Raw genomic sequence first — 20,532 nt, 5'->3', positions numbered from 1 at the left:
ATTACAGAGAATGTGATGAAAAAAAATTTATTGCAAAACCATCCTGGGAGCGAGAAGTATTCTTTCAATGGCTGGGAAATATTTAATATTAATTTTGAACGGATGATTAAAGAAAATAAGGCAATTTTGCTCTGTAAGTGGGGGTTTTATTTAACCTGTGTTGTCGCCGTAATGTTTGTATTCGCAGCTATAACAGCCAACGGTTTACATGAAAGAGGCCTGATTACTGCTGGATGTTCTTTTCTTTATCTATTAGTTATGATAGGTCTCATCGTTCGGGCCGGTTTTAGAGCGAAAAAAGAGCAACTGCATTATTATCAGGCCAAAGGTATTGAGCCGCTCAGTACAGAGAAATTACAGGCGCTACAATTGATCGCACCCTATCGATTCTATCATAAGCAATGGTCTGAAACGCTGGAGTTCTGGCCACGAAAGCCTGAATCTGGCAAAGATACCTTTCACTATCAGATGCTTCCTTTTGACTCGATCGAGATTATCGGTGAAAGACGCCAGTCTTTAGAGGATCAATGGGGTATCGAAGATAGCGAAAGTTATTGTGCCTTAATGGAACATTTTCTTTCTGGCGACCATGGAGTCAATGCCTTTAAAACGCACATGGAGGAAGACCCTGAGCAGGTTATCGCTCTGTTGAATAAATTTGCAGTCTTCCCCCCAGACTATATTTCTGATTGTGCTAGTCGTCGCTTCGGTAAATCCTCGGCGAAGCTAATATGGGCGGCGGAATTGTCATGGATGATCTCGATATCTAGCACAGCTTTTCAAAATGGTACAATTGACGAAGAACTGGCCTGGCATTACATCATGCTTGCTTCTCGAAAGGCGCACGAGCTGTTCGAAAGCGAAGAAGATTATCAAAAAAATAGTGTAATGGGATTCCTTTACTGGCATATCTGCTGCTATCGCAGAAAGTTGACGGATGCTGAACTGGAAGCGTGTTATCGCTATGACAAGCAGTTTTGGGAGTACTACAGTAAGAAATGCCGTTGGCCCATCAGAAATGTTCCCTGGGGAACATCATCCGTTTAATCACTCATATATGCCTGTAATTTTGCCAGGGCGCTGCGCTTATCCGGTCTGCAATAGACTGCAATTTCAATAAATTGCATCTATTTTTAGTCCTTACAAGCGAAGCGCCGTCTGGCATTTTCTCCTTAAATCACTCCTTGCGCCAGCATCGCATCGGCAACCTTCACAAAGCCTGCAATATTCGCGCCCTGTACGTAATTGGTTTGCTTGCCTTCGCCACCGTATTCCACACAAGAATGGTGAATATCGAGCATGATATGATGCAGGCGAGCATCAACTTTTTCGGCTTTCCAGCTTAAACGAGCAGCGTTCTGCGCCATTTCCAGACCAGAGGTCGCTACGCCACCGGCATTGGCCGCTTTACCCGGTGCAAACAGTACGCCTGCGTCAAGGAACAAGTTCGTTGCTTCGATAGTGGTCGGCATGTTTGCACCTTCTGCGACCGCTTTCACGCCATTGGCGATAAGCTTATGCGCGGCGTCAACATCCAGTTCGTTCTGAGTGGCGCATGGCAAAGCGATATCAACCGGAACAGACCACGGCTGCTGGCCTTCCAGATATACCAGACCAAACTCTTTGGCGTAATCGGCAACACGGCCATCACGACTGGATTTGATTTCGATAAGGCGCGCCAGTTTCTCTTTGGTAAAGCCACTTTCGTCCACGACCGTACCGCTGGAATCAGAAGCGGTGATCACTCGGGCACCGAATTCCATGGCTTTCTCGATTGCGTACTGTGCAACGTTACCAGAGCCGGATACCGAAACACGCATTCCTTCGAAGCCCAGACCATGGCGTTTCAGCATGGCTTCAGCGAAGTACACCAGACCATAGCCAGTTGCTTCTGGTCGAATCAGACTGCCGCCAAAAGAGAGACCTTTACCCGTAAATACGCAAGCGCTGTTATTAGAAAGCTTACGCATCATACCCGCCATAAAACCAACTTCACGACCGCCCACGCCAATATCGCCTGCCGGTACGTCAGTGTCTGGTCCCAGATGACGATAAAGCTCCGTCATCAGCGCCTGACAAAAACGCATCACTTCACCTTCGCTTTTTCCTTTCGGGTCGAAATCGCTGCCGCCTTTACCACCGCCCATCGGCAGGGTAGTCAGGGCATTTTTGAAGGTTTGCTCGAAGCCGAGGAATTTGAGAATGGAGAGGTTAACTGACGGATGGAAGCGCATACCGCCTTTGTACGGGCCGATGGCAGAGTTGAACTGCACGCGCCATGCACGGTTGACCTGTACCTGGTTGCGATCGTCAACCCATACCACGCGAAACTGGATCACGCGCTCCGGTTCAACCAGGCGCTCCAGTAATGACATCTGGCGATATTGGGGATTTTGCTCAAGAAAAGGCCAGAGTGTGGTCATTACTTCACGAACGGCTTGCGCGAACTCGGTTTGATTCGGGTCGCGCTTTTGGACATGGTTGAGGAATGACTCCAGAGAATATGTCTGATCCATAGATATAAAACCCTTATATATTAATACGATTGTGCTTATGTTGTTTATGTCATGTGCTTTTGCAGTTTTCGACTATACCATCAAGAATGTGACGGTAAGCAAGAAAAAAATGACCCAGGAACGCAAATTAATAACGAGAGTAATCTCTTTACATCCTCCCGCCCTGAAGGACGGGGTTTTACGGCGCACCGGATAACCAAATGCGATAACTCAGACGCTAAAGTTTTGCCGTCCGGCTACCGTTATCAGTAGCAGAGACAATAACGTTAAGGAGTTCCCTGTGAGTCGAGCATTGTTCGCCGTAGCATTGGCATTTCCATTCATTGCACTGGCTAACCCGCATTATCGTCCGGACGTGGAGGTAAACGTACCGCCAGAAGTGTTCAGTTCAGGCGGGCAGTCTGCGCAGCCCTGTACTCAGTGCTGCGTTTATCAGGATCAAAATTATTCTGAAGGGGCGGTAATTAAAGCCGAAGGAATACTGCTGCAATGCCTGCGGGATGACAAAACCCTTAGCACTAATCCGCTGGTCTGGCGGCGCGTAAAGCCATAAACGCCTCTAATAGTGGAATGTCAGCAGGGGCCAGCGGATATTGCAGCGCCTCTTCAGGTGAGCACCAGATCAGCGCCTGATGTTCGTGTGCCTGTAACGTCCCGTGAAAGTCGGGTACGTGCCAGGCATGAAGATGGATAATCCGTCCCGAAACCTCTCGCTGATGGCTGGCAACATATTCACCCACAGTTGCTTCGATGCCCAGTTCTTCGCGTAACTCACGCACCAGCGCCTGCAGCTGGCTTTCATCCGGCTCGACTTTGCCACCGGCAAATTCCCATAATCCTGCCTGATCGCTTTGGGCGGGGCGTTGCGCGAGTAAAATTTTGCCATCACGTTCGATGATGGCGGCAACAACTTCAATCATTTTCATAATTTACACACGAGCAGATAAGCGAAAAATGTCATAATATCCGCGGTGTTGCCTAATCAGAAAGGCTTTATATTTAAGGAGTACCCGTGTTAGACCGCCATCTTCACCCTCGGATTAAACCGTTGTTGCATCAGTGCGTGCGGGTTCTTGATAAACCAGGCATTACGCCAGATGGTTTAACATTAGTGGGATTTGCCATCGGCGTGCTGGCACTGCCGTTTCTGGCACTGGGCTGGTATCTGTTGGCGCTGATTGTCATTTTGTTGAACAGGTTGCTTGATGGTCTGGACGGAGCGCTTGCTCGGCGCAGAGGACTTACCGATGCGGGCGGCTTTCTCGATATTGCTCTCGATTTCCTCTTTTATGCGTTGGTGCCTTTCGGGTTTATCCTCGCCGCACCAGAGCAAAATGCGCTGGCGGGAGGCTGGCTGCTGTTTGCGTTTATCGGCACGGGCAGCAGTTTTCTCGCTTTTGCTGCGCTGGCGGCGAAACACCAGATTGATAACCCCGGCTATGCGCACAAATCGTTTTATTATCTGGGGGGATTAACCGAAGGCAGCGAGACGATTTTGCTGTTTGTTTTAAGTTGCCTCTTCCCAACGTATTTTCCGTGGTTTGCGTGGATTTTTGGCGCACTGTGCTGGATGACGACATTAACGCGGGTGTGGAGTGGGTATCTGACGCTGAAGTCACTCCAGCGTCAGTAGTTGTAATGTTATTTGCTACTGTCCGGGCCGCGTTCCCCGGTTGCTACCGGATTTTTCGGATCGCTACTCCATTCATACCAGCCGCCATCATATACGGAGACGTTATTCCAGCCCATTGCGCGTGCGTACATAAAGGTTTCTGAGGCGCGCCAGCCGGTGCCGCAGTAGAACGAGACTTGTTGATCCGGCAAGATATTCCATTCTTTCCACATCGCCGCGATGTCATCCGCAGTACGCATGGTGCCGTCCGGATTATGGAAATCTTCCATATGCGTTGAATCGCTGCCCGCATGGCCCCAGCGTGCGCCCGGAATGTCACCTTTTGGCTTAATGTAGCTGTAACCACTGGTCGTACCGATAAATTCTGGCCACGAACGAATGCTCACCAGCGATGCATCCTGGCGATGCAGCAGCCCACGGGCCTGTTCCATATCAAGCATCAGTTGCGGTTGCGCCGGGATCTTCACGCCGAAATCCGGTTCCTCTTTCACGTTTGGTGGTGTGCCACGTTCAACGGGCAGCTCCGCGTCGGACCAGGTTTGCCAGCCTCCGTCCAGCAGACGCACATCTTTCACGCCTGCGTACAGCATAATCTGCGCTACACGCGCTGCCGCGTAAACGTCTCGCCCGTAAAGAATGACTGTGGTGTCATGGCGAATGCCGTGTTTTGCCAGCATCGCTTTCAGTTGTTCATCAGAAACTTTATTCCACAGCGGTTCGCTTTCCACTTCGTTGGTGTCGATGTAGTCAGCGCCGGGAATATGGCTGATAAGATAAAGTTTCGGTGCCCCCCAGGCCGCTTCAATGACTTTCCAGTCACCGGCAGGTTTCGCTGTAACGTCTTTACCTTGTTGCAGGTCATGCAGCCATTGCGGATAAACCAACTGCTCAAAGTGCGGCAGTTTTTGCAGACGGGAAGGTTCGCTTAGCGCGTCACTCAGGATGGAGATATGCGTAAAACCTGCTTTTTGCAATCGCGTTTTGACGGCGTCGACATCTTTGTCATTACCGTACAGTGCCACCGGAGCATCGGTTTTCAGGTTATGTTGCCTGGCCCATTCGTTGAGCTGTTCGGTACTCATTTTGTCGAGCCAGTTAGCAGAGAGGTTTAAGGCGGCAGGTTCATGACCGGAAGGGCCATTTAAGGTTTGTGACCAGCCGTTATAAAACGCGCTGGGGCGAGTATCTATCGCTTTGCCATTTTGTTGTTGAAGCTGGTCAAGTGTAAGAGGCTTCGCCAGTTCAGCGGCCCACGAAGAAGCGCAAGCCAGCCCTAAAGCCATTGCCAGCGCGGTCATTTGAGAAACACGTTTCATCGAAAATCCCGACATTGTAGTTTTGAGTGCGCCATTCTGAACTGACGCATTGGGAAAAACTTTGCGTTATCGCAGTTTGTTGTAATTTTATGACCACTGCGCCATATCCAGAACAGAACTATCAGCAGGAACATCCTGGAGATCGTGCGTTACCTGAACAACGGGGATCGCCAGTTCGCGGACTTCGCTGAACACCCACTGGCGAAAATTATCGCGCAGAGCCACATCAAGACGGCTGAACGGTTCATCCAGTAGCAACGCTTTTGGCTGGGCGAGAAGGGCGCGTAACAGAGCAACACGCGCTCGCTGACCGCCAGACAAAGTGGCGGGATCCTGATGGAAAGCTCCGTCAAGGCCTGAACGCTCAAGTGCATCATTCACGGCATTACGTCGGGCATTTCCCTTGAGTGTTGCCGGTAGCGCCAGCAGTAAATTTTGCCCGACGCTGAACTGGTCAAATAACAGTGCATCCTGGAAAAGAATGCCAATCTGACGTTGTGCGGTGGGCAGCATGTCAATCCGTTGCTCATTGAGCCATAGCTCACCTGTACAAGAAAACTGCCCGACCAGCGCACCAATCATCCACGAAAACAGAGTAGATTTTCCACAGCCAGACGGCCCCATTAACGTGACAATGTCACCTTTATCAACCGTAAAGTTAACGTTTGTCAGCAAAGGGTTTTCAGGTAAACGTAGCGAAACATTTTTCACGCAGAGCATTAGCGGAGTCCTTGTCTGACATAACCTACCCATTTTGCAAGCAGGGCGGTCAGGGCAAAAATAATAAGCGGCAATAGCAGTTGCCATAAAGCCTGGACGGCGAGAATACCATTGCTGCCACCGCTGCTTAATGCCACCGCTTCAGTGGTGAGCGTCGGAAAACGTCCCGCTCCCAGCCACAGTGTCGGCATATACTGTGCAATACTCACTGAAAATCCCACCGCGAAGGCAATCAGCGCAGGGCGCAACATGAGTGGGCATTTCACGTAAAAGAAGATTTTGACACGCGACCAGCCCAGCGTTTGCGCAATCAAAATTAACCGTGAATCAATGCGTTGCCAGGCCGGTTGCAGGATAAACAGCATCCACGGTATTACCCACAGCAGATGCCCCCAGACCACCGCCGTCCAGCTCCCATCCAGGTTCAGCCATAGCGCCAGCGTGTACTGGCCCGCCACCAGCGGCAGCGCCGGTAATAAAATGGGCAACCATAGCCACAACTGGCGACGCTGTGGCCCCCATTCCAGCCACAGCAGCAACAGAACCAAAGCGATGAATGTCGCCACCAGTCCCATCGTCAGGCTGTTGATAAGTGCCTCGTGATTGATCGTTGATTGATCCGCGAGGATCGCCAGCAGAACCACGCACAGCACACCGGTTATGGGTAAACAACTCGCCAGCGTATTGCCGGTCAATAAAGGCGTGGTGGGCTTACGAACACCATCTACGCGGGGAATAGTACGCCGCCAGCTACGCTATAATAAATAACCCAGCAAAACATAAGCGGGGAGTAGCAGCATCAGCAGCAGGCTGGCGACTGCGCCTTTCATCTGTTGATCGGCGTCGCCCTGGGTTAACCACTGCCAGCTAATTACCGCAAGCGTCGGTGGATTACCCGGCCCGAGGATAATCGCTACATCCACGACCGACAGCGACCAGGCCACAATCGCCAGCATCGCCATTGCCAGCGCAGGCGCGACAGAGGGCAACAGCAGCCAGTTCAAACATTGCCAGCGGCTGTAGCCCAGCGAATCCAGCACAATGACTTGCTGTAACAGGCGTTTTTCACTCAATACTGCCGCTAAGATCCACAACAGAAATGCGCTTTCTTTCACCGCCAGGGTGAATCCCAGACCGATACCCAATTTGTCCATTGGTGGAGTGAAATAAGGGAAATAGTCATAAAGCAGTCCACCGTCAGCAAAGAGCAGAAGGATGCTGGTGGCAAAAGCCACATGGGGAATGGCGAGCAACCACGGCAGACGGGCGCACAGATGTAGCCATTTCCCGCCAGGCCACAGCGCGACAATCACCAGCAGAGCAATCAACAATGCCCCGCCCGCCGCAATGGTTGTCGAAACCAGCGTTGCCAGTAATGCCTGCGGTAACTGCGGGTCGGCAAATAACGCCTGCCAGTGTGTCAACGACAATGCAGGCGATATCAGCGTGAGAACTGCCGGGAACAACGGTGCATAAATCACCACCACTATCGCCCACAGCAGAAAAATTAATGCGTACCGTAACGGCGTAGCCATTCTTGTTCCAGCGCATTTACCCAACCTGCGTGCGGTTCAGCCAGTACTGGCGGTAGATCTTGCGGCATTCTTGATTGCAATGTTTCGCGCTGCCCATCAGGCAGTTTTTGGGGATCGAGAACGGAAGGATCTCCCCAGATAGCAGGATCCGCTTTACGCTGTTGCGCATCGGGTGAGAGCAGGAAGTTGGCGACGACTTTTGCCGCAGCACTGGCATTCGCGTTGGCAGGAATGGTGACGAAATGCACGTTGCCAATCATCCCCTCCCGAAAGCCAAAACTGTAACTGCTTGCTGGCAAATCATCGCTGGCGATTTTTTGCTGCGCATGAGCAGGATTAAAGGTCAGCGACAGGCGCAATGTGCCAGCTTTTAGCAGAGCATCCATCCGTGCGGGCGAAGGCGGGAAATCCTTTCCTTCGCGCCATAAATACGGATGCAGCGCATCAAGATATTGCCACAAGGGCGCGGTGACATGGGCGAAAGTCGCATCGTTAGGCGCTTCTTTTAATGCTGCTGGATCTGGCGTCAGCATAATCAGCAACTGTTCAAGAAACGCCGTGCCGGTAAAGTCCGGTGGGCGCGGATAGGTAACCGTGCCGGGATTGGCTTTAGCAAATTCCAGTAAGGCTTGCGGCGTTTGTGGTGGTTGTGGCGTAACATCGCGGCGGGCGATAAACGTCAGTTGTGCGCCGCCCCAGGGTGATTCTGCCCCTTCTGTAGGCACTGAAAAATCTTCCCGCACCGGCAACTGCGTGTCGACATAGCGCCAGTTGGGCAGCGTCTCTGCCCAGCCCGTTTGTAATAAATTGGCCACTTTTAAGGTGCGGAAGTTTTCGCCGTTCACCCAGAGCAGATCCACCGAGCCGCCCGTTTTACGTCCGGCAGCAGCTTCCGTCTGAATGCGCTTCACCGCGTCTGCGGCATCCACCAGACGAACAATCTTCAGGTTTATATCGTAATGGGTTTTCATCTCGCCGCTAACCCAGTCGAGATAGCGGTTAATTGCGGTATCGCCGCCCCAGGCGTTAAACCAGACGGTTTGTCCTTTGGCTTCGTTTTTAATTTCCTGCCAGTCACTGGCATGTGTTGCCAAAGAAAACAGCGATAACAATCCCAGCAACCACCCACAATGGCGCATCATCTCTCCTTAAGAACGTTTTTCAGGAATACGGCACAGCCCCTGAGCGGGAATGTCCATGGCGGAATTAAAACGCGCCGACAGATTTTGCAAACCGATCAGCGCCGTCAGTTCGGTGAGAGCCTGGGCGTCAAAATGGATAGCCAGTCGGGCGCGCAGATCATCATCCACCGTTGGCGGCGTGACGCTGGCGGCTTCTGCGTATTCCAGCGCCAGCCGCTCTTCATCGCTGAACAGCGGGCTTTGCCGCCACTCTGCCACTGCCAGCAGTTTATCGGTACTGCCGGTACGCTCGGCGACTTTCATACTGGTGATGTCCACGCAAAATTCACACAGACACATTTGCGCAATGCGGGCGCTGACAAGCGATCGCACTACCGGATCGAGCGGTGAGCGTTTGCGCTCCAGCCAGCCGACGAACATCGACACCAGATAAAAGATAAACGGGATCCGCCCCCACCAGCGAATGGGGCTTAACACCTCACCGTAATGTCGACGATGCAACCACGCCTGCGGACGTAAAATCAACGGAATCTTGTTAAGCGGCGGTAAACCCATCAGGCATTCCTCTTCTGGCGTTCAAGCCATATTTTTTTCGCCACAAAAACCACCACGGTCAGAGCAAACAGAATAAACAGTCCGCTGACAAACCAGAAGGTACGGCCTGTTAACATACTGCCCGCCCAGGAATAAACAATCGTCGCCGGTAACTGACCAAGCCCGGTGGCGATAAAAAACGAGCGAAAACGTATTGAAGTCAAACCGGCAGCATAGCTGATTGGATCGAAAGGGACAAAAGGCAATAACCGACATACCAGGATGGTGTGTTTACCGTAGCGAGTGAAAAAGCCGTCCATACTGTCAAGCACGGTTTTACCTGTTAATTTTTCAACCACTTCGCGGCCCATCACTCTGGCGATAAAAAAGCATAGCACTGCACCCGCCATTGAACTGGTCCACGATAGCAAGGCACCCCAAAACGCGCCAAACAGTGACGCGTTGGCAAAGGTGACCAAAAACGCCGGAAGCGGCGCGGCAATGGCCTGCAAAATCATCAAAAAAAACGAGACAACTGCCGCCTGAGTGCCGTACGACTGAATAAACTGTTCTATACCCTGTTGGTCTACGGCAGCAAACGCCGCAATGCTGCGATTAATAAAATCATGGACGCCGGGAAACAGCGCCCATGCCAGCAGCGTAGTGAACAACAGGATGATGATGGCGGCACGGTAGTACCAGGTTTTACGCGATTGTATCTTCATCATCCTTTATCCAGGTTTTATTCGGCGATTTTAAAGGTAACAGATGCCAGCGTGTTATCTGGTGGGAGAATAGACGCATTGCCTTTGAATTTGACTTCACCACGTTTTTCCACCGCGCCATAAGTGTATGTTGCATTGCTGACGATACCGACCGGGCAGCTATCCAGACACACCAGGCAGCCCGTTTTCTTCTCCTCTGCGGCGGCTAAATTACCGCCAAAGCGCATGTCCAGTTTTTTACCGTTACTGTCGACAATCACTTCATCGAAGGAATACGCTTTTGCCGCTCCTTGCCAGTTGACCGAAATATCCAGTTTGCTGCCTGCGACGTGGGTAGTTTCTTTATTCTCCATGGTCATGTTTTCGCCCGGCGTACCACCGGCCTGTTTCAGGGCTTCATATAATGCTTTCGGGGAGGCATAGCCTATGAATAGCGATTTATGCCCGTTGGAGCCATCTTTAAACACAATGCCATGGCGAGTATCGTCAGTCAGAAAGCGACCATTAATTTGCACCGGCATAGTCACCGTATGGTTATTGACATCGACACGCAGCGGTTGGCTGTCCGAAAGCCCGTCGTATTCCACTTTTGCTGGCGCATTCTCTTTTTGATCGCAACCACTAAGCCCCGCAACGGCCAGTAAGCACAGTGCAGCAAGTCCTTTTTTCCATGACACTGAATAATGTTACAACATGGTTCTATCCTTCATTTTTGGGTTGAGTAAGTGGGCTGCGGTGCGAAGCAGACAGATCCACGTGTTTGTGTCGGGCGTAGAGTTTGGCGAGCTGGACGAGAATAAACAGCGCCAGGCCAGCGAGACAGAGTTGTAAAATAAAGCGCAGCGTAATGCCTTCATTGGCGAGATCGCTTGCCATCAGGGTATAAATAACAATACCGGGCAGGGTAGTCAGTGCTGAAATAAGGGTGTAAGGCCAGAAGGCGATAGTGGTTAATCCGTAAGCATAATTTTGAATATTGTAAGGAAACAGCGGGATTAAGCGGGTCAGAATAAGAAAATCAATACCGTTACGCGCAATGCCTTTTTCAATGGCCTGAAAGGTCTGGCTATGGCCAACGTATTTCAGCAGCAAATCACGCCCCAGCCAGCGCGCCAGCAGGAATGAGCACGAGGAGGCCAGCGTGGCGGCAATTAATGATAGTAGTGTCCCTAAGAGCGGACCAAAAACTATTCCTCCAGCGATCACCAGTATGCTCCCCGGTAACAGAAAGAGGGTGGCAATGATGAATAACAGAATATAGAGGCTATAACCGAACAATCCGCTCTGGCGAATGAGTGTCTGTATGTGGGGTAAATCGGTGAGCAGATCGAATAAACCGAAAGCGTGGATAGCGTAAATGACCAGCGCAAAAATAAAACAGGCAAAAAGAAATTTACGCTCAGCGTTCATCGTGGAGTTTCCTATATCAAACTTGATAATAGAGAAGTGGTCAGACAACTAAAAACGCAGTGACGGTATAACAAAGGACGGCAGGCAACAAATCATTACTGACTGTTTGTTGATTTTTCTCAAAGTTAATTCTCCTGACCCAGTTTGAGCCAGGAGAGCAGCTAAATTAGCGGTGGAAGGTCGCCCAGACGGGGGCGTGATCGGACGGTTTTTCCATGCTGCGGATTTCATAGTCGATGCCGGTTTCTACGCAACACTCGGCCAGTGGTTGGCTGGCGAGCAGCAGGTCGATACGCAGACCCCGGTTATCGTCAAAACCTTTTGAGCGGTAATCAAACCACGAAAAGCGATCTGTCGTTTGCGGATTCGCATGGCGGAAGGTATCCACCAGCCCCCAGCTCATCAGTCTCTCCATCCATTCGCGTTCTTCCGGCAGGAAAGAGCATTTACCGGTACGCAGCCAGCGCTTACGGTTCTCTTCGCCAATGCCGATATCCAGGTCGCCAGGACTAATATTCATATCGCCCATAATCAATACCGGATTATCACGTTTGAGTTCGGTTTCCAGATAGTTTTGCAGGTTCTGGTAAAACTGCGCCTTCGCGGGGAATTTTATCGGATGGTCGCGGCTTTCACCCTGCGGGAAGTAACCGTTGATCACCGTGACATTACCCAGCGGTGAGGGGATTTCTGCCATAATAATCCGCCGCTGTGCCTCTTCGCCGTCACCGGGAAAGCCGCGACGCACGGCAATCGGTGTCTCTTTGGTCAGCAGCGCCACGCCATAATGACCTTTCTGCCCATGATAAAACACGTTGTAGCCGAGCTTTGCCACCTCTTCGAGCGGAAACATATCGTCATGAACTTTTGTCTCCTGCAGGCCAATCACATCCGGCTGGTGCTTTTCGACGATGGCTTCAAGCTGGTGAGGTCTGGCGCGCAGGCCGTTGATATTAAAAGAGACAAATTTCATAGTCGCTGCCATTTATTCAGTTAAAGAGTGCGTGGATGGTAGCAGAATTTCGCTTTGCTTACTGCCTGTTGTTAAGTGATTTGATCGATGGTTGTTAATGATGTCAACGATGGCGCAAAAAATGCCCGTTTTTGGTGCGCGCCGCATCAGAATGGCGCAGTAATTTTCAGTAAATTTCGTCAATGATCACAATTCCAGAATTATATTTTACTTCTGCATAACATTGCGTTTTTAATTCTTTTTATTCACCCATATTGCAAACGTATTCACTTTATATGCACTTTAAATGCATATGGCTTGGTTATAACGCCTTGATTTCCAGTTAACCTCCTCCGTTTATGCACTTTTATCACTGGCTGGCACGAACCCTGCAATCTACATTTACAGCGCAAACATCACTCGCCGTTAACATGTAAATAACGATTTATTTACTTTAGAGGTCGCTATGTCTCAGCCAATTACGCGTGAAAATTTTGATGAATGGATGATACCTGTTTACGCTCCGGCGCCGTTTATACCGGTACGTGGCGAAGGTTCGCGCTTGTGGGATCAGCAGGGGAAAGAGTATATCGACTTCGCGGGTGGCATTGCGGTAAACGCATTGGGTCATGCACATCCGGAACTGCGCGAGGCGCTGAACGAACAGGCGAGTAAGTTCTGGCATACCGGCAACGGTTACACCAACGAGCCGGTACTGCGGCTGGCGAAAAAATTGATCAACGCCACTTTTGCCGATCGCGTGTTCTTTTGTAACTCCGGCGCGGAAGCCAACGAAGCGGCGCTAAAACTGGCGCGTAAATTCGCTCACGACCGCTACGGCAGCCATAAGAGCGGCATCGTGGCGTTCAAAAATGCATTTCACGGGCGCACGCTGTTTACCGTCAGTGCAGGCGGGCAGCCAGCCTATTCACAGGATTTTGCGCCACTGCCGCCGGATATTCGTCATGCCGCGTATAACGATATTAACTCTGCCAGTGCGCTGATTGACGACGCCACCTGCGCGGTGATTGTCGAACCCATGCAGGGGGAAGGTGGTGTGCTGCCAGCCAGCAACGCGTTTTTACAAGGTCTGCGTGAATTGTGTGACCGCCACAATGCATTACTGATTTTCGATGAGGTGCAAACCGGCGTCGGACGCACCGGTGAACTGTATGCCTATATGCACTACGGCGTGACGCCCGATCTGTTAACTACCGCCAAAGCGCTGGGCGGCGGTTTCCCGGTCGGGGCGCTGTTGGCAACCGAAGAGTGCGCCCGCGTGATGACTGTTGGCACCCACGGCACCACCTATGGCGGTAATCCGCTGGCCTCGGCGGTGGCAGGAAAAGTGCTGGATCTCATCAACACGCCAGAGATGCTTAACGGGGTTAAACAGCGTCACGACTGGTTTGTTGAGCGTCTTAATACCATTAATCACCGCTGCGGTTTGTTCAGTGAAATTCGCGGATTAGGTCTTTTGATTGGCTGTGTACTGAATGCCGATTACGCCGGGCAAGCGAAACAGATCTCTCAGGAGGCGGCGAAAGCGGGCGTAATGGTGCTGATTGCGGGTGGCAACGTGGTGCGTTTTGCGCCAGCGCTCAATGTCAGCGAAGAAGAGGTGACGACCGGACTGGATCGCTTTGCAGTTGCTTGCGAACACTTTGTTAGCCGAGGTTCATCATGATGGTCATCCGTCCCGTTGAGCGCACCGATGTCGCAGCGTTAATGCAGCTTGCCAGCAAAACGGGCGGCGGCCTGACGTCGCTTCCCGCCAATGAAGCCACGCTTTCAGCGCGTATCGAAAGGGCCATCAAAACCTGGCAGGGCGAACTGCCCAAGAGTGAGCAGGGTTATGTGTTTGTACTGGAAGATAGCGAGACAGGTACTGTGGCGGGAATTTGCGCCATAGAGGTAGCGGTTGGGCTGAACGAGCCCTGGTACAACTATCGCGTCGGCACGCTGGTTCACGCCTCAAAAGAGCTAAATGTCTATAACGCGTTGCCGACGTTATTTCTTAGTAACGATCACACCGGCAGCAGCGAGCTGTGCACGCTGTTTCTCGACCCGGACTGGCGCAAAGAGGGTAACGGTTATTTGCTGTCGAAATCACGCTTTATGTTTATGGCGGCCTTTCGCGACAAGTTTAACGACAAAGTGGTCGCTGAAATGCGCGGGGTGATTGACGAACACGGTTATTCACCGTTCTGGCAAAGCCTCGGTAAACGCTTCTTTTCGATGGATTTTAGCCGCGCCGATTTTCTTTGCGGCACCGGGCAAAAGGCGTTTATCGCTGAACTGATGCCGAAACATCCGATCTATACCCACTTTTTATCCCTGGAAGCGCAGAACGTCATCGGTCAGGTGCATCCACAAACCGTGCCCGCCCGCGCGGTGCTGGAAAAAGAGGGCTTTCGCTACCGCAACTATATCGACATCTTCGACGGTGGGCCGACGCTGGAGTGCGATATCGACCGTGTGCGCGCCATCCGCAAAAGTCGATTGGTGGAAGTGGCAGAAGGACAACCTGCGCAGGGCGATTTCCCGGCTTGCCTGGTCGCTAATGAAAATTATCACCATTTCCGCGTGGTGCTGGTACGTGCCGATCCGGCTACCCAACGTTTGATTTTAACCGCCGCACAACGGGATGCCCTCAAGTGCCACGCAGGGGATCGTGTTCGTCTGGTGCGCCTGTGCGCAGAGGAGAAAACAGCATGACTTTATGGATCAACGGTGACTGGGTGACGGGCCAGGGCGCATTGCGTGTGAAGCGTAATCCGGTATCGGGCGAGGTGTTATGGCAAGGCAATGATGCCGATGCCGCTCAGGTCGAGCAGGCTTGTCGTGCTGCTCGTGCGGCGTTTCCGCGTTGGGCGCGGCTCTCCTTTGGCGAGCGTCAAGAAATTGTTGAACGCTTTGCTGGATTGCTGGAAAGCAATAAAGCCGAATTAACCGCGATTATTGCCAGAGAAACGGGTAAGCCGCGCTGGGAAGCGGCAAGCGAAGTGACGGCGATGATCAATAAAATCGCGATATCAATTAAGGCGTATCACGTTCGTACCGGCGAGCAGCATAGTGACATGCCGGACGGCGCGGTAAGCCTGCGACATCGCCCGCACGGCGTGCTGGCGGTGTTTGGGCCTTACAATTTTCCCGGTCATCTGCCTAACGGGCATATCGTTCCGGCGCTTCTGGCGGGTAATACGCTAATCTTCAAACCCAGTGAACTGACACCGTGGAGCGGCGAAGCGGTAATGCGTTTATGGCAGCAGGCCGGTTTGCCGCCGGGTGTGCTGAATCTGGTCCAGGGCGGTCGCGAAACCGGTCAGGCGCTGAGTGCACTTGAGGATCTCGACGGTTTGCTGTTTACCGGTAGCGCCAATACTGGCTATCAACTGCATCGCCAACTTTCCGGTCAGCCGGAAAAAATCCTCGCCCTCGAAATGGGCGGTAATAACCCGCTGATTATTGATGACGTCGCGAATATCGATGCCGCCGTGCATCTGACTATCCAGTCGGCATTTGTCACTGCCGGACAACGCTGCACCTGCGCCCGCCGTTTATTGCTGAAAAACGGGACGCAGGGCGATGCGTTTCTTGCTCGTCTGGTTGCCGTCAGCCAGCGATTAACGCCGGGCAACTGGGACGACGAACCGCAGCCGTTTATTGGCGGGCTGATATCAGAGCAGGTCGCGCAGCAGGTGGTTACTGCCTGGCAGGAACTGGAAGCGATGGGCGGGCGAACTCTGCTTGCGCCCCGTTTGTTGCAAGCCACAACATCGCTGCTGACGCCGGGGATTATTGAAATGACGGGCGTTGCTGGCGTGCCGGATGAGGAGGTGTTCGGGCCGCTGTTGCGCGTCTGGCGTTATGACACCTTTGATGAGGCGATTAAGATGGCGAATAACACTCGCTTTGGCCTTTCTTGCGGGCTGGTTTCCCCCGAGCGAGAAAAGTTCGAGCAACTGTTACTGGAAGCGCGGGCGGGGATTGTTAACTGGAACAAACCGCTTACCGGAGCCGCCAGTACCGCGCCATTCGGTGGTATTGGCGCTTCCGGCAATCATCGCCCCAGCGCCTGGTATGCCGCAGATTATTGTGCCTGGCCGATGGCAAGCCTGGAGTCAGACTCGCTAACGTTGCCTGCGACACTTAACCCAGGGCTGGATTTTTCCGATGAGGTGGCGCGATGAACGCCTGGGAAGTCAATTTCGACGGGCTGGTGGGGCTGACGCACCATTACGCTGGTCTGTCGTTTGGTAATGAGGCCTCTACCCGCCACCGTTTTCAGGTATCGAATCCACAACTGGCGGCGAAGCAGGGCTTACTGAAAATGAAAGCCCTTGCTGATGCGGGATTTCCTCAGGCGGTGATCCCGCCGCATGAGCGTCCGTTTATTCCGGTTTTGCGTCAATTGGGGTTTAGTGGCAGCGATGAACAACTGCTGGAAAAGGTTGCACGTCAGGCACCGCACTGGCTTTCCCGCGTCAGTTCCGCTTCGCCAATGTGGGTAGCCAATGCGGCCACTGTCGCGCCATCCACCGATGCGCTGGATGGCAAAGTGCATTTCACGGTCGCCAACCTGAACAACAAATTTCATCGTTCGCTGGAAGCGCCCGTTACCGAATCGCTGTTAAAAGCGATTTTTAACGATAAAGAGAAATTTTGCGTCCATTCGGCGTTGCCGCAGGTGGCCTTGCTCGGTGACGAAGGGGCCGCGAATCATAATCGTCTCGGCGGTCATTACGGTGAACCGGGTATTCAGCTTTTTGTTTACGGACGAGAAGAAGGCAATGTTTCCCGACCTTCCCGCTATCCGGCGCGGCAGACCCGTGAAGCCAGCGAGGCGGTCGCAAGGCTGAATCAGGTGAATCCCCAACAGGTGATGTTCGCCCAGCAAAACCCGGACGTTATCGACCAGGGCGTTTTTCATAATGACGTGATTGCCGTGAGTAACCGCCAGGTGCTGTTTTGCCATCAACAGGCGTTCGCTTGCCAGGCACAGTTACTGGCAAACCTGCGTTCGCGGGTAAACGGTTTTATGGCGATAGAAGTTCCGGCGACTCAGGTTTCCGTGTCTGATGCGGTGTCTACATATCTGTTTAACAGCCAGTTACTTAGCCGCGCTGATGGTTCCATGATGTTGGTGCTGCCTCAGGAGTGTCGGGAACATGCTGGAGTATGGCGTTATCTCAATGAATTGCTTGCTGCCGATAACCCAATAAGCTCACTAAAAGTTTTTGATTTACGTGAAAGTATGGCGAATGGCGGCGGCCCGGCGTGCCTGCGGTTGCGCGTGGTGTTGACAGAAGAAGAACGCCAGGCGGTGAATCCGGCGGTGATGATGAACGATACCTTGTTTAATACACTCAATGACTGGGTGGATCGTTACTACCGCGATAGTCTTACTGCGGCAGATCTGGCCGACCCGCAATTGCTGCGCGAAGGGCGGGAAGCACTGGATGTATTGACCCAATTACTGAATCTTGGTTCGGTTTATCCGTTTCAGCGCGAGGGAGAGGGCAATGGATAATTTTCTTGCTCTGACCTTAACGGGTAAAAAACCGGTTATCACCGAACGAGAAATTAACGGCGTTCGCTGGCGGTGGCTGGGCGATGGCATGCTGGAACTGACGCCATTAACGCCTCCACAAGGTGCGCTGGTGATTTCGGCAGGAATACACGGTAATGAGACGGCACCGGTGGAGATGCTGGACGCGTTGCTTGGCGCTATATCTCACGGCGAGATCCCGTTACGCTGGCGGTTGCTGGTGATCCTCGGAAATCCTCCTGCGCTGAAGCAAGGGAAACGTTATTGCCATAGCGATATGAATCGCATGTTTGGCGGTCGTTGGCAGTTATTTGCTGAAAGCGAGGAAACCTGCCGGGCGCGCGAACTGGAACAGTACCTGGCAGATTTTTATGATCAGGGCAAAGAATCTGTGCGTTGGCATCTTGATCTGCATACCGCAATTCGTGGCTCCTTGCATCCGCAGTTCGGTGTATTACCACAATGCGATATTCCCTGGGACGAGAAATTTCTGACGTGGCTGGGGGCGGCGGGGCTGGAGGCACTGGTGTTCCATCAGGCGCCAGGAGGGACGTTTACCGATTTCAGCGCCAGACATTTTGGCGCGCTGGCCTGTACGCTGGAACTCGGCAAAGCGTTGCCTTTTGGACAAAACGATCTTCGCCAGTTTGCAGTAACTGCCAGCGCAATTGCTGCGCTGCTATCTGGTGAGAGGGGCGGTGTCGTGAGAACGCCGTCACTTCGTTATCGGGTGGTTTCGCAAATTACTCGCCACTCGCCGTCCTTCGAAATGCATATGGCAAGTGACACGCTTAATTTTATGCCGTTTAAGAAAGGAACGTTGCTGGCGCAGGACGGAGAGGAACGTTTTACCGTAACCCATGATGTGGAGTATGTGTTGTTCCCTAATCCGCTGGTAGCGTTGGGGTTACGTGCAGGGTTAATGCTTGAAAAAATAACCTAATACTTATCCTCAGAAATCACTCTGCGGGTATTTAGTTGCCTTCTTGTAAATTAATGCAGATTAATCCTGGTTATTTGCTTTATTTATCACCAGTCATCCGGTATAGTTCTTCATAATCTCCGCAAAATCATTGTGTTGTAATATTCTCCCATCACTCTTCATCAAATTTTCTTTTTTTCTCCATAATTGGCACAAAAGTGTTTTTTACACTTTCATTGTTTTACCATTGTTCTGGTTAATTGACGCTAAAGTCAGTAAAGTTAATCTCGTCAACACGGCACGCTACTTAAGAAAGCCGTAATAAATAACTGAAAGGAAGGAATAGAATATGCGTAAATTAACTGCCCTGTTTGTTGCCTCTACCCTGGCTCTGGGCGCGGCTAACCTGGCCCATGCCGCAGACACCACTACCGCAGCACCGACTGACGCGAAGCCGATGATGCACCATAAAGGCAAGTTCGGTCCGCATCAGGATATGATGTTCAAAGACCTGAACCTGACCGATGCGCAGAAACAGCAGATCCGCGAAATCATGAAAGGCCAGCGTGACCAGATGAAACGCCCTCCGCTGGAAGAACGCCGCGCAATGCATGACATCATTGCCAGCGATACCTTCGATAAAGCAAAAGCTGAAGCGCAGATCGCAAAAATGGAAGAACAGCGCAAAGCTAACATGCTGGCGCACATGGAAACCCAGAACAAGATTTATAACATCCTGACGCCGGAGCAGAAAAAGCAATTTAATGCCAATTTTGAGAAGCGTCTGACAGAACGTCCAGCGGCAAAAGGTAAAATGCCTGCAACGGCTGAATAATCTTTCAGCCAAAAAACTTAAGACCGCCGGTCTTGTCCACTACCTTGCAGTAATGCGGTGGACAGGATCGGCGGTTTTCTTTTCCGTTGTCAAACAGATGCAAAAAAGTCTGCTCGTCACTAACGTAAATCACCCGAGTTGCCGATACCCATCCACGGTTACCTGAACGATAACAATGAAAAGAACGGGCATGGAATACTTTGATATGCGCAAAATGTCGGTGAATCTGTGGCGAAACGCTGCCGATGAAACTTGCGAAATTTGCACGGTAAACTGCTGTTCAGTGAAATCAACGGGCTTGCTGGCCATTCGCCGGATCAAGTTCTGTAATTTCATAGTCACCGGAAAGCAGCGGCTTACAGAGTATTTTATAACCGTCGTGATCAAAACCGGCGGGTGTCCGAATTAACGTTGTCGCTTCTTCCAGCGAATTAACCGCCCCCAGCCACAGCCAGTTTTGAATAATATGATATTGAGTCATTTCCGGGTGCTGTTCTTTCAGTGCCACGGCACCTTGCCATGGCCAACACACCACCCGCAAACGCTCCAGAGACTGGCGCAAGCGCAGTGCATGTTCCTCATGGCTCTCTTTACCGCAACACGCCCCGGCGCAACGTTTTAACGCAGAACGAAAACAAGCACGCCCGCGGCTTAACGGTTCCAGTCCCAACAGACCATAACAAAGTTTTTGTTCATCAGCGATGGCCTGCAATGCATTGAATTTGCAAAGTTTTGTAGGCC

The 20,532-nt window shown here is 51.8% G+C and carries 19 protein-coding genes and 3 pseudogenes; 10 read left to right on the top strand and 12 right to left on the bottom strand.

Annotation, left to right across the window (positions count from 1 at the left end; translation table 11 throughout):
* The first annotated feature begins 15 nt into the window (after window positions 1-15).
* Entirely contained in the window at window positions 16-1,047 is a 1,032-nt protein-coding gene (locus tag A7090_RS14585; protein WP_105274564.1) for a DUF1266 domain-containing protein, read from the top strand.
* Window positions 1,048-1,172: 125 nt separating this feature from the next.
* Here the strand turns inward: A7090_RS14585 and gdhA are convergent, their stop codons facing one another.
* Window positions 1,173-2,516 carry an NADP-specific glutamate dehydrogenase gene (gdhA, locus tag A7090_RS14580; protein ID WP_105274563.1) on the bottom strand — a complete coding sequence of 448 codons (1,344 nt, stop codon included), beginning with the start codon at window positions 2,514-2,516 and terminating at the stop codon, window positions 1,173-1,175.
* A 280-nt stretch (window positions 2,517-2,796) separates the two neighbouring features.
* On the opposite strand from gdhA, the gene A7090_RS14575 reads away from it, so the two are divergent.
* Window positions 2,797-3,069, top strand: a complete 273-nt coding sequence (locus tag A7090_RS14575; RefSeq protein ID WP_105274562.1) for a YnjH family protein — start codon at window positions 2,797-2,799, stop codon at window positions 3,067-3,069.
* Here A7090_RS14575 and nudG read toward each other — a convergent pair.
* Entirely contained in the window at window positions 3,035-3,442 is a 408-nt protein-coding gene (nudG, locus tag A7090_RS14570; RefSeq protein WP_105274561.1) for a CTP pyrophosphohydrolase, read from the bottom strand. The genes A7090_RS14575 and nudG overlap by 35 nt on opposite strands.
* 86 nt (window positions 3,443-3,528) lie before the next feature.
* Between nudG and A7090_RS14565 the strand changes: the two genes are divergently transcribed.
* On the top strand, window positions 3,529-4,149 hold the full coding sequence (locus A7090_RS14565; protein ID WP_105274560.1) for a CDP-alcohol phosphatidyltransferase family protein: 621 nt from the start codon (window positions 3,529-3,531) through the stop codon (window positions 4,147-4,149).
* An 8-nt stretch (window positions 4,150-4,157) separates the two neighbouring features.
* Here A7090_RS14565 and ynjE read toward each other — a convergent pair whose 3' ends face one another.
* The 9 genes and pseudogenes from ynjE to xthA all read right to left on the bottom strand — a co-directional run bounded on the left by ynjE (window position 4,158) and on the right by xthA (window position 12,504).
* Complete coding sequence (gene ynjE / locus A7090_RS14560) at window positions 4,158-5,465, bottom strand: thiosulfate sulfurtransferase YnjE (protein WP_105274559.1); 1,308 nt, start codon at window positions 5,463-5,465, stop codon at window positions 4,158-4,160.
* Window positions 5,466-5,552: 87 nt separating this feature from the next.
* A complete protein-coding gene (locus tag A7090_RS14555) occupies window positions 5,553-6,185 on the bottom strand; it encodes an ATP-binding cassette domain-containing protein (RefSeq protein ID WP_105274558.1) in 633 nt (210 codons plus the stop codon).
* Window positions 6,185-7,720: pseudogene (locus A7090_RS26195) on the bottom strand (ABC transporter permease subunit). The gene A7090_RS14555 and the pseudogene A7090_RS26195 overlap by 1 nt, the downstream one beginning before the upstream one ends.
* Entirely contained in the window at window positions 7,693-8,859 is a 1,167-nt protein-coding gene (locus tag A7090_RS14545) for an ABC transporter substrate-binding protein (protein ID WP_105274557.1), read from the bottom strand. Before A7090_RS14545 ends, A7090_RS26195 begins: the two are co-directional and overlap by 28 nt.
* Before the next feature lie 9 nt (window positions 8,860-8,868).
* Window positions 8,869-9,417: a carboxymuconolactone decarboxylase family protein gene (locus A7090_RS14540; protein ID WP_105274556.1), complete on the bottom strand. Its 549-nt coding sequence runs from the start codon at window positions 9,415-9,417 to the stop codon at window positions 8,869-8,871.
* Window positions 9,417-10,124 (bottom strand): TVP38/TMEM64 family protein, encoded by a 708-nt coding sequence (locus A7090_RS14535; protein ID WP_105274555.1) that lies wholly within the window; start codon window positions 10,122-10,124, stop codon window positions 9,417-9,419. The genes A7090_RS14540 and A7090_RS14535 overlap by 1 nt, the downstream gene beginning before the upstream one ends.
* Before the next feature lie 14 nt (window positions 10,125-10,138).
* Window positions 10,139-10,798, bottom strand: a complete 660-nt coding sequence (gene ydjY, locus A7090_RS14530; RefSeq protein ID WP_123056959.1) for a lipoprotein YdjY — start codon at window positions 10,796-10,798, stop codon at window positions 10,139-10,141.
* A 22-nt stretch (window positions 10,799-10,820) separates the two neighbouring features.
* Window positions 10,821-11,531, bottom strand: coding sequence for a TVP38/TMEM64 family protein (locus A7090_RS14525; RefSeq protein WP_105274554.1), 711 nt, complete (start codon window positions 11,529-11,531; stop codon window positions 10,821-10,823).
* 166 nt (window positions 11,532-11,697) lie between these two features.
* Window positions 11,698-12,504: an exodeoxyribonuclease III gene (xthA, locus tag A7090_RS14520; RefSeq protein ID WP_105274553.1), complete on the bottom strand. Its 807-nt coding sequence runs from the start codon at window positions 12,502-12,504 to the stop codon at window positions 11,698-11,700.
* A gap of 445 nt (window positions 12,505-12,949) precedes the next feature.
* On the opposite strand from xthA, the gene astC reads away from it, so the two are divergent.
* The 7 genes and pseudogenes from astC to A7090_RS26615 all read left to right on the top strand — a co-directional run.
* A complete protein-coding gene (astC, locus tag A7090_RS14510; protein ID WP_105274552.1) occupies window positions 12,950-14,170 on the top strand; it encodes a succinylornithine/acetylornithine transaminase in 1,221 nt (406 codons plus the stop codon).
* Complete coding sequence (astA, locus tag A7090_RS14505) at window positions 14,167-15,201, top strand: arginine N-succinyltransferase (protein ID WP_105274551.1); 1,035 nt, start codon at window positions 14,167-14,169, stop codon at window positions 15,199-15,201. Before astC ends, astA begins: the two co-directional genes overlap by 4 nt.
* On the top strand, window positions 15,198-16,676 hold the full coding sequence (astD, locus tag A7090_RS14500) for a succinylglutamate-semialdehyde dehydrogenase (protein WP_105274550.1): 1,479 nt from the start codon (window positions 15,198-15,200) through the stop codon (window positions 16,674-16,676). Before astA ends, astD begins: the two co-directional genes overlap by 4 nt.
* Window positions 16,673-18,016 carry an N-succinylarginine dihydrolase gene (gene astB, locus A7090_RS14495; RefSeq protein ID WP_105274549.1) on the top strand — a complete coding sequence of 448 codons (1,344 nt, stop codon included), beginning with the start codon at window positions 16,673-16,675 and terminating at the stop codon, window positions 18,014-18,016. Before astD ends, astB begins: the two co-directional genes overlap by 4 nt.
* Window positions 18,009-18,977, top strand: a complete 969-nt coding sequence (astE, locus tag A7090_RS14490) for a succinylglutamate desuccinylase (RefSeq protein ID WP_105274548.1) — start codon at window positions 18,009-18,011, stop codon at window positions 18,975-18,977. The genes astB and astE overlap by 8 nt, the downstream gene beginning before the upstream one ends.
* 328 nt (window positions 18,978-19,305) lie before the next feature.
* Window positions 19,306-19,791, top strand: coding sequence for an ATP-independent periplasmic protein-refolding chaperone Spy (gene spy / locus A7090_RS14485; RefSeq protein ID WP_105274547.1), 486 nt, complete (start codon window positions 19,306-19,308; stop codon window positions 19,789-19,791).
* A gap of 190 nt (window positions 19,792-19,981) precedes the next feature.
* A pseudogene (locus A7090_RS26615) lies at window positions 19,982-20,059 on the top strand (environmental stress-induced protein Ves); the annotation flags it as partial.
* A gap of 21 nt (window positions 20,060-20,080) precedes the next feature.
* On the opposite strand, the pseudogene A7090_RS14475 reads toward A7090_RS26615, so the two are convergent.
* Window positions 20,081-20,509, bottom strand: a pseudogene (locus A7090_RS14475) (endonuclease); the annotation flags it as partial.
* Window positions 20,510-20,532 lie beyond the last annotated feature (23 nt).

Origin of the sequence: Escherichia sp. MOD1-EC7003, from assembly GCF_002965065.1 — a bacterium.
GTDB lineage: Bacteria > Pseudomonadota > Gammaproteobacteria > Enterobacterales > Enterobacteriaceae > Escherichia.
The sequence above is the reverse complement of the archived record's forward strand: the minus strand, read 5'-3'. Positions and strand labels throughout refer to the sequence as shown.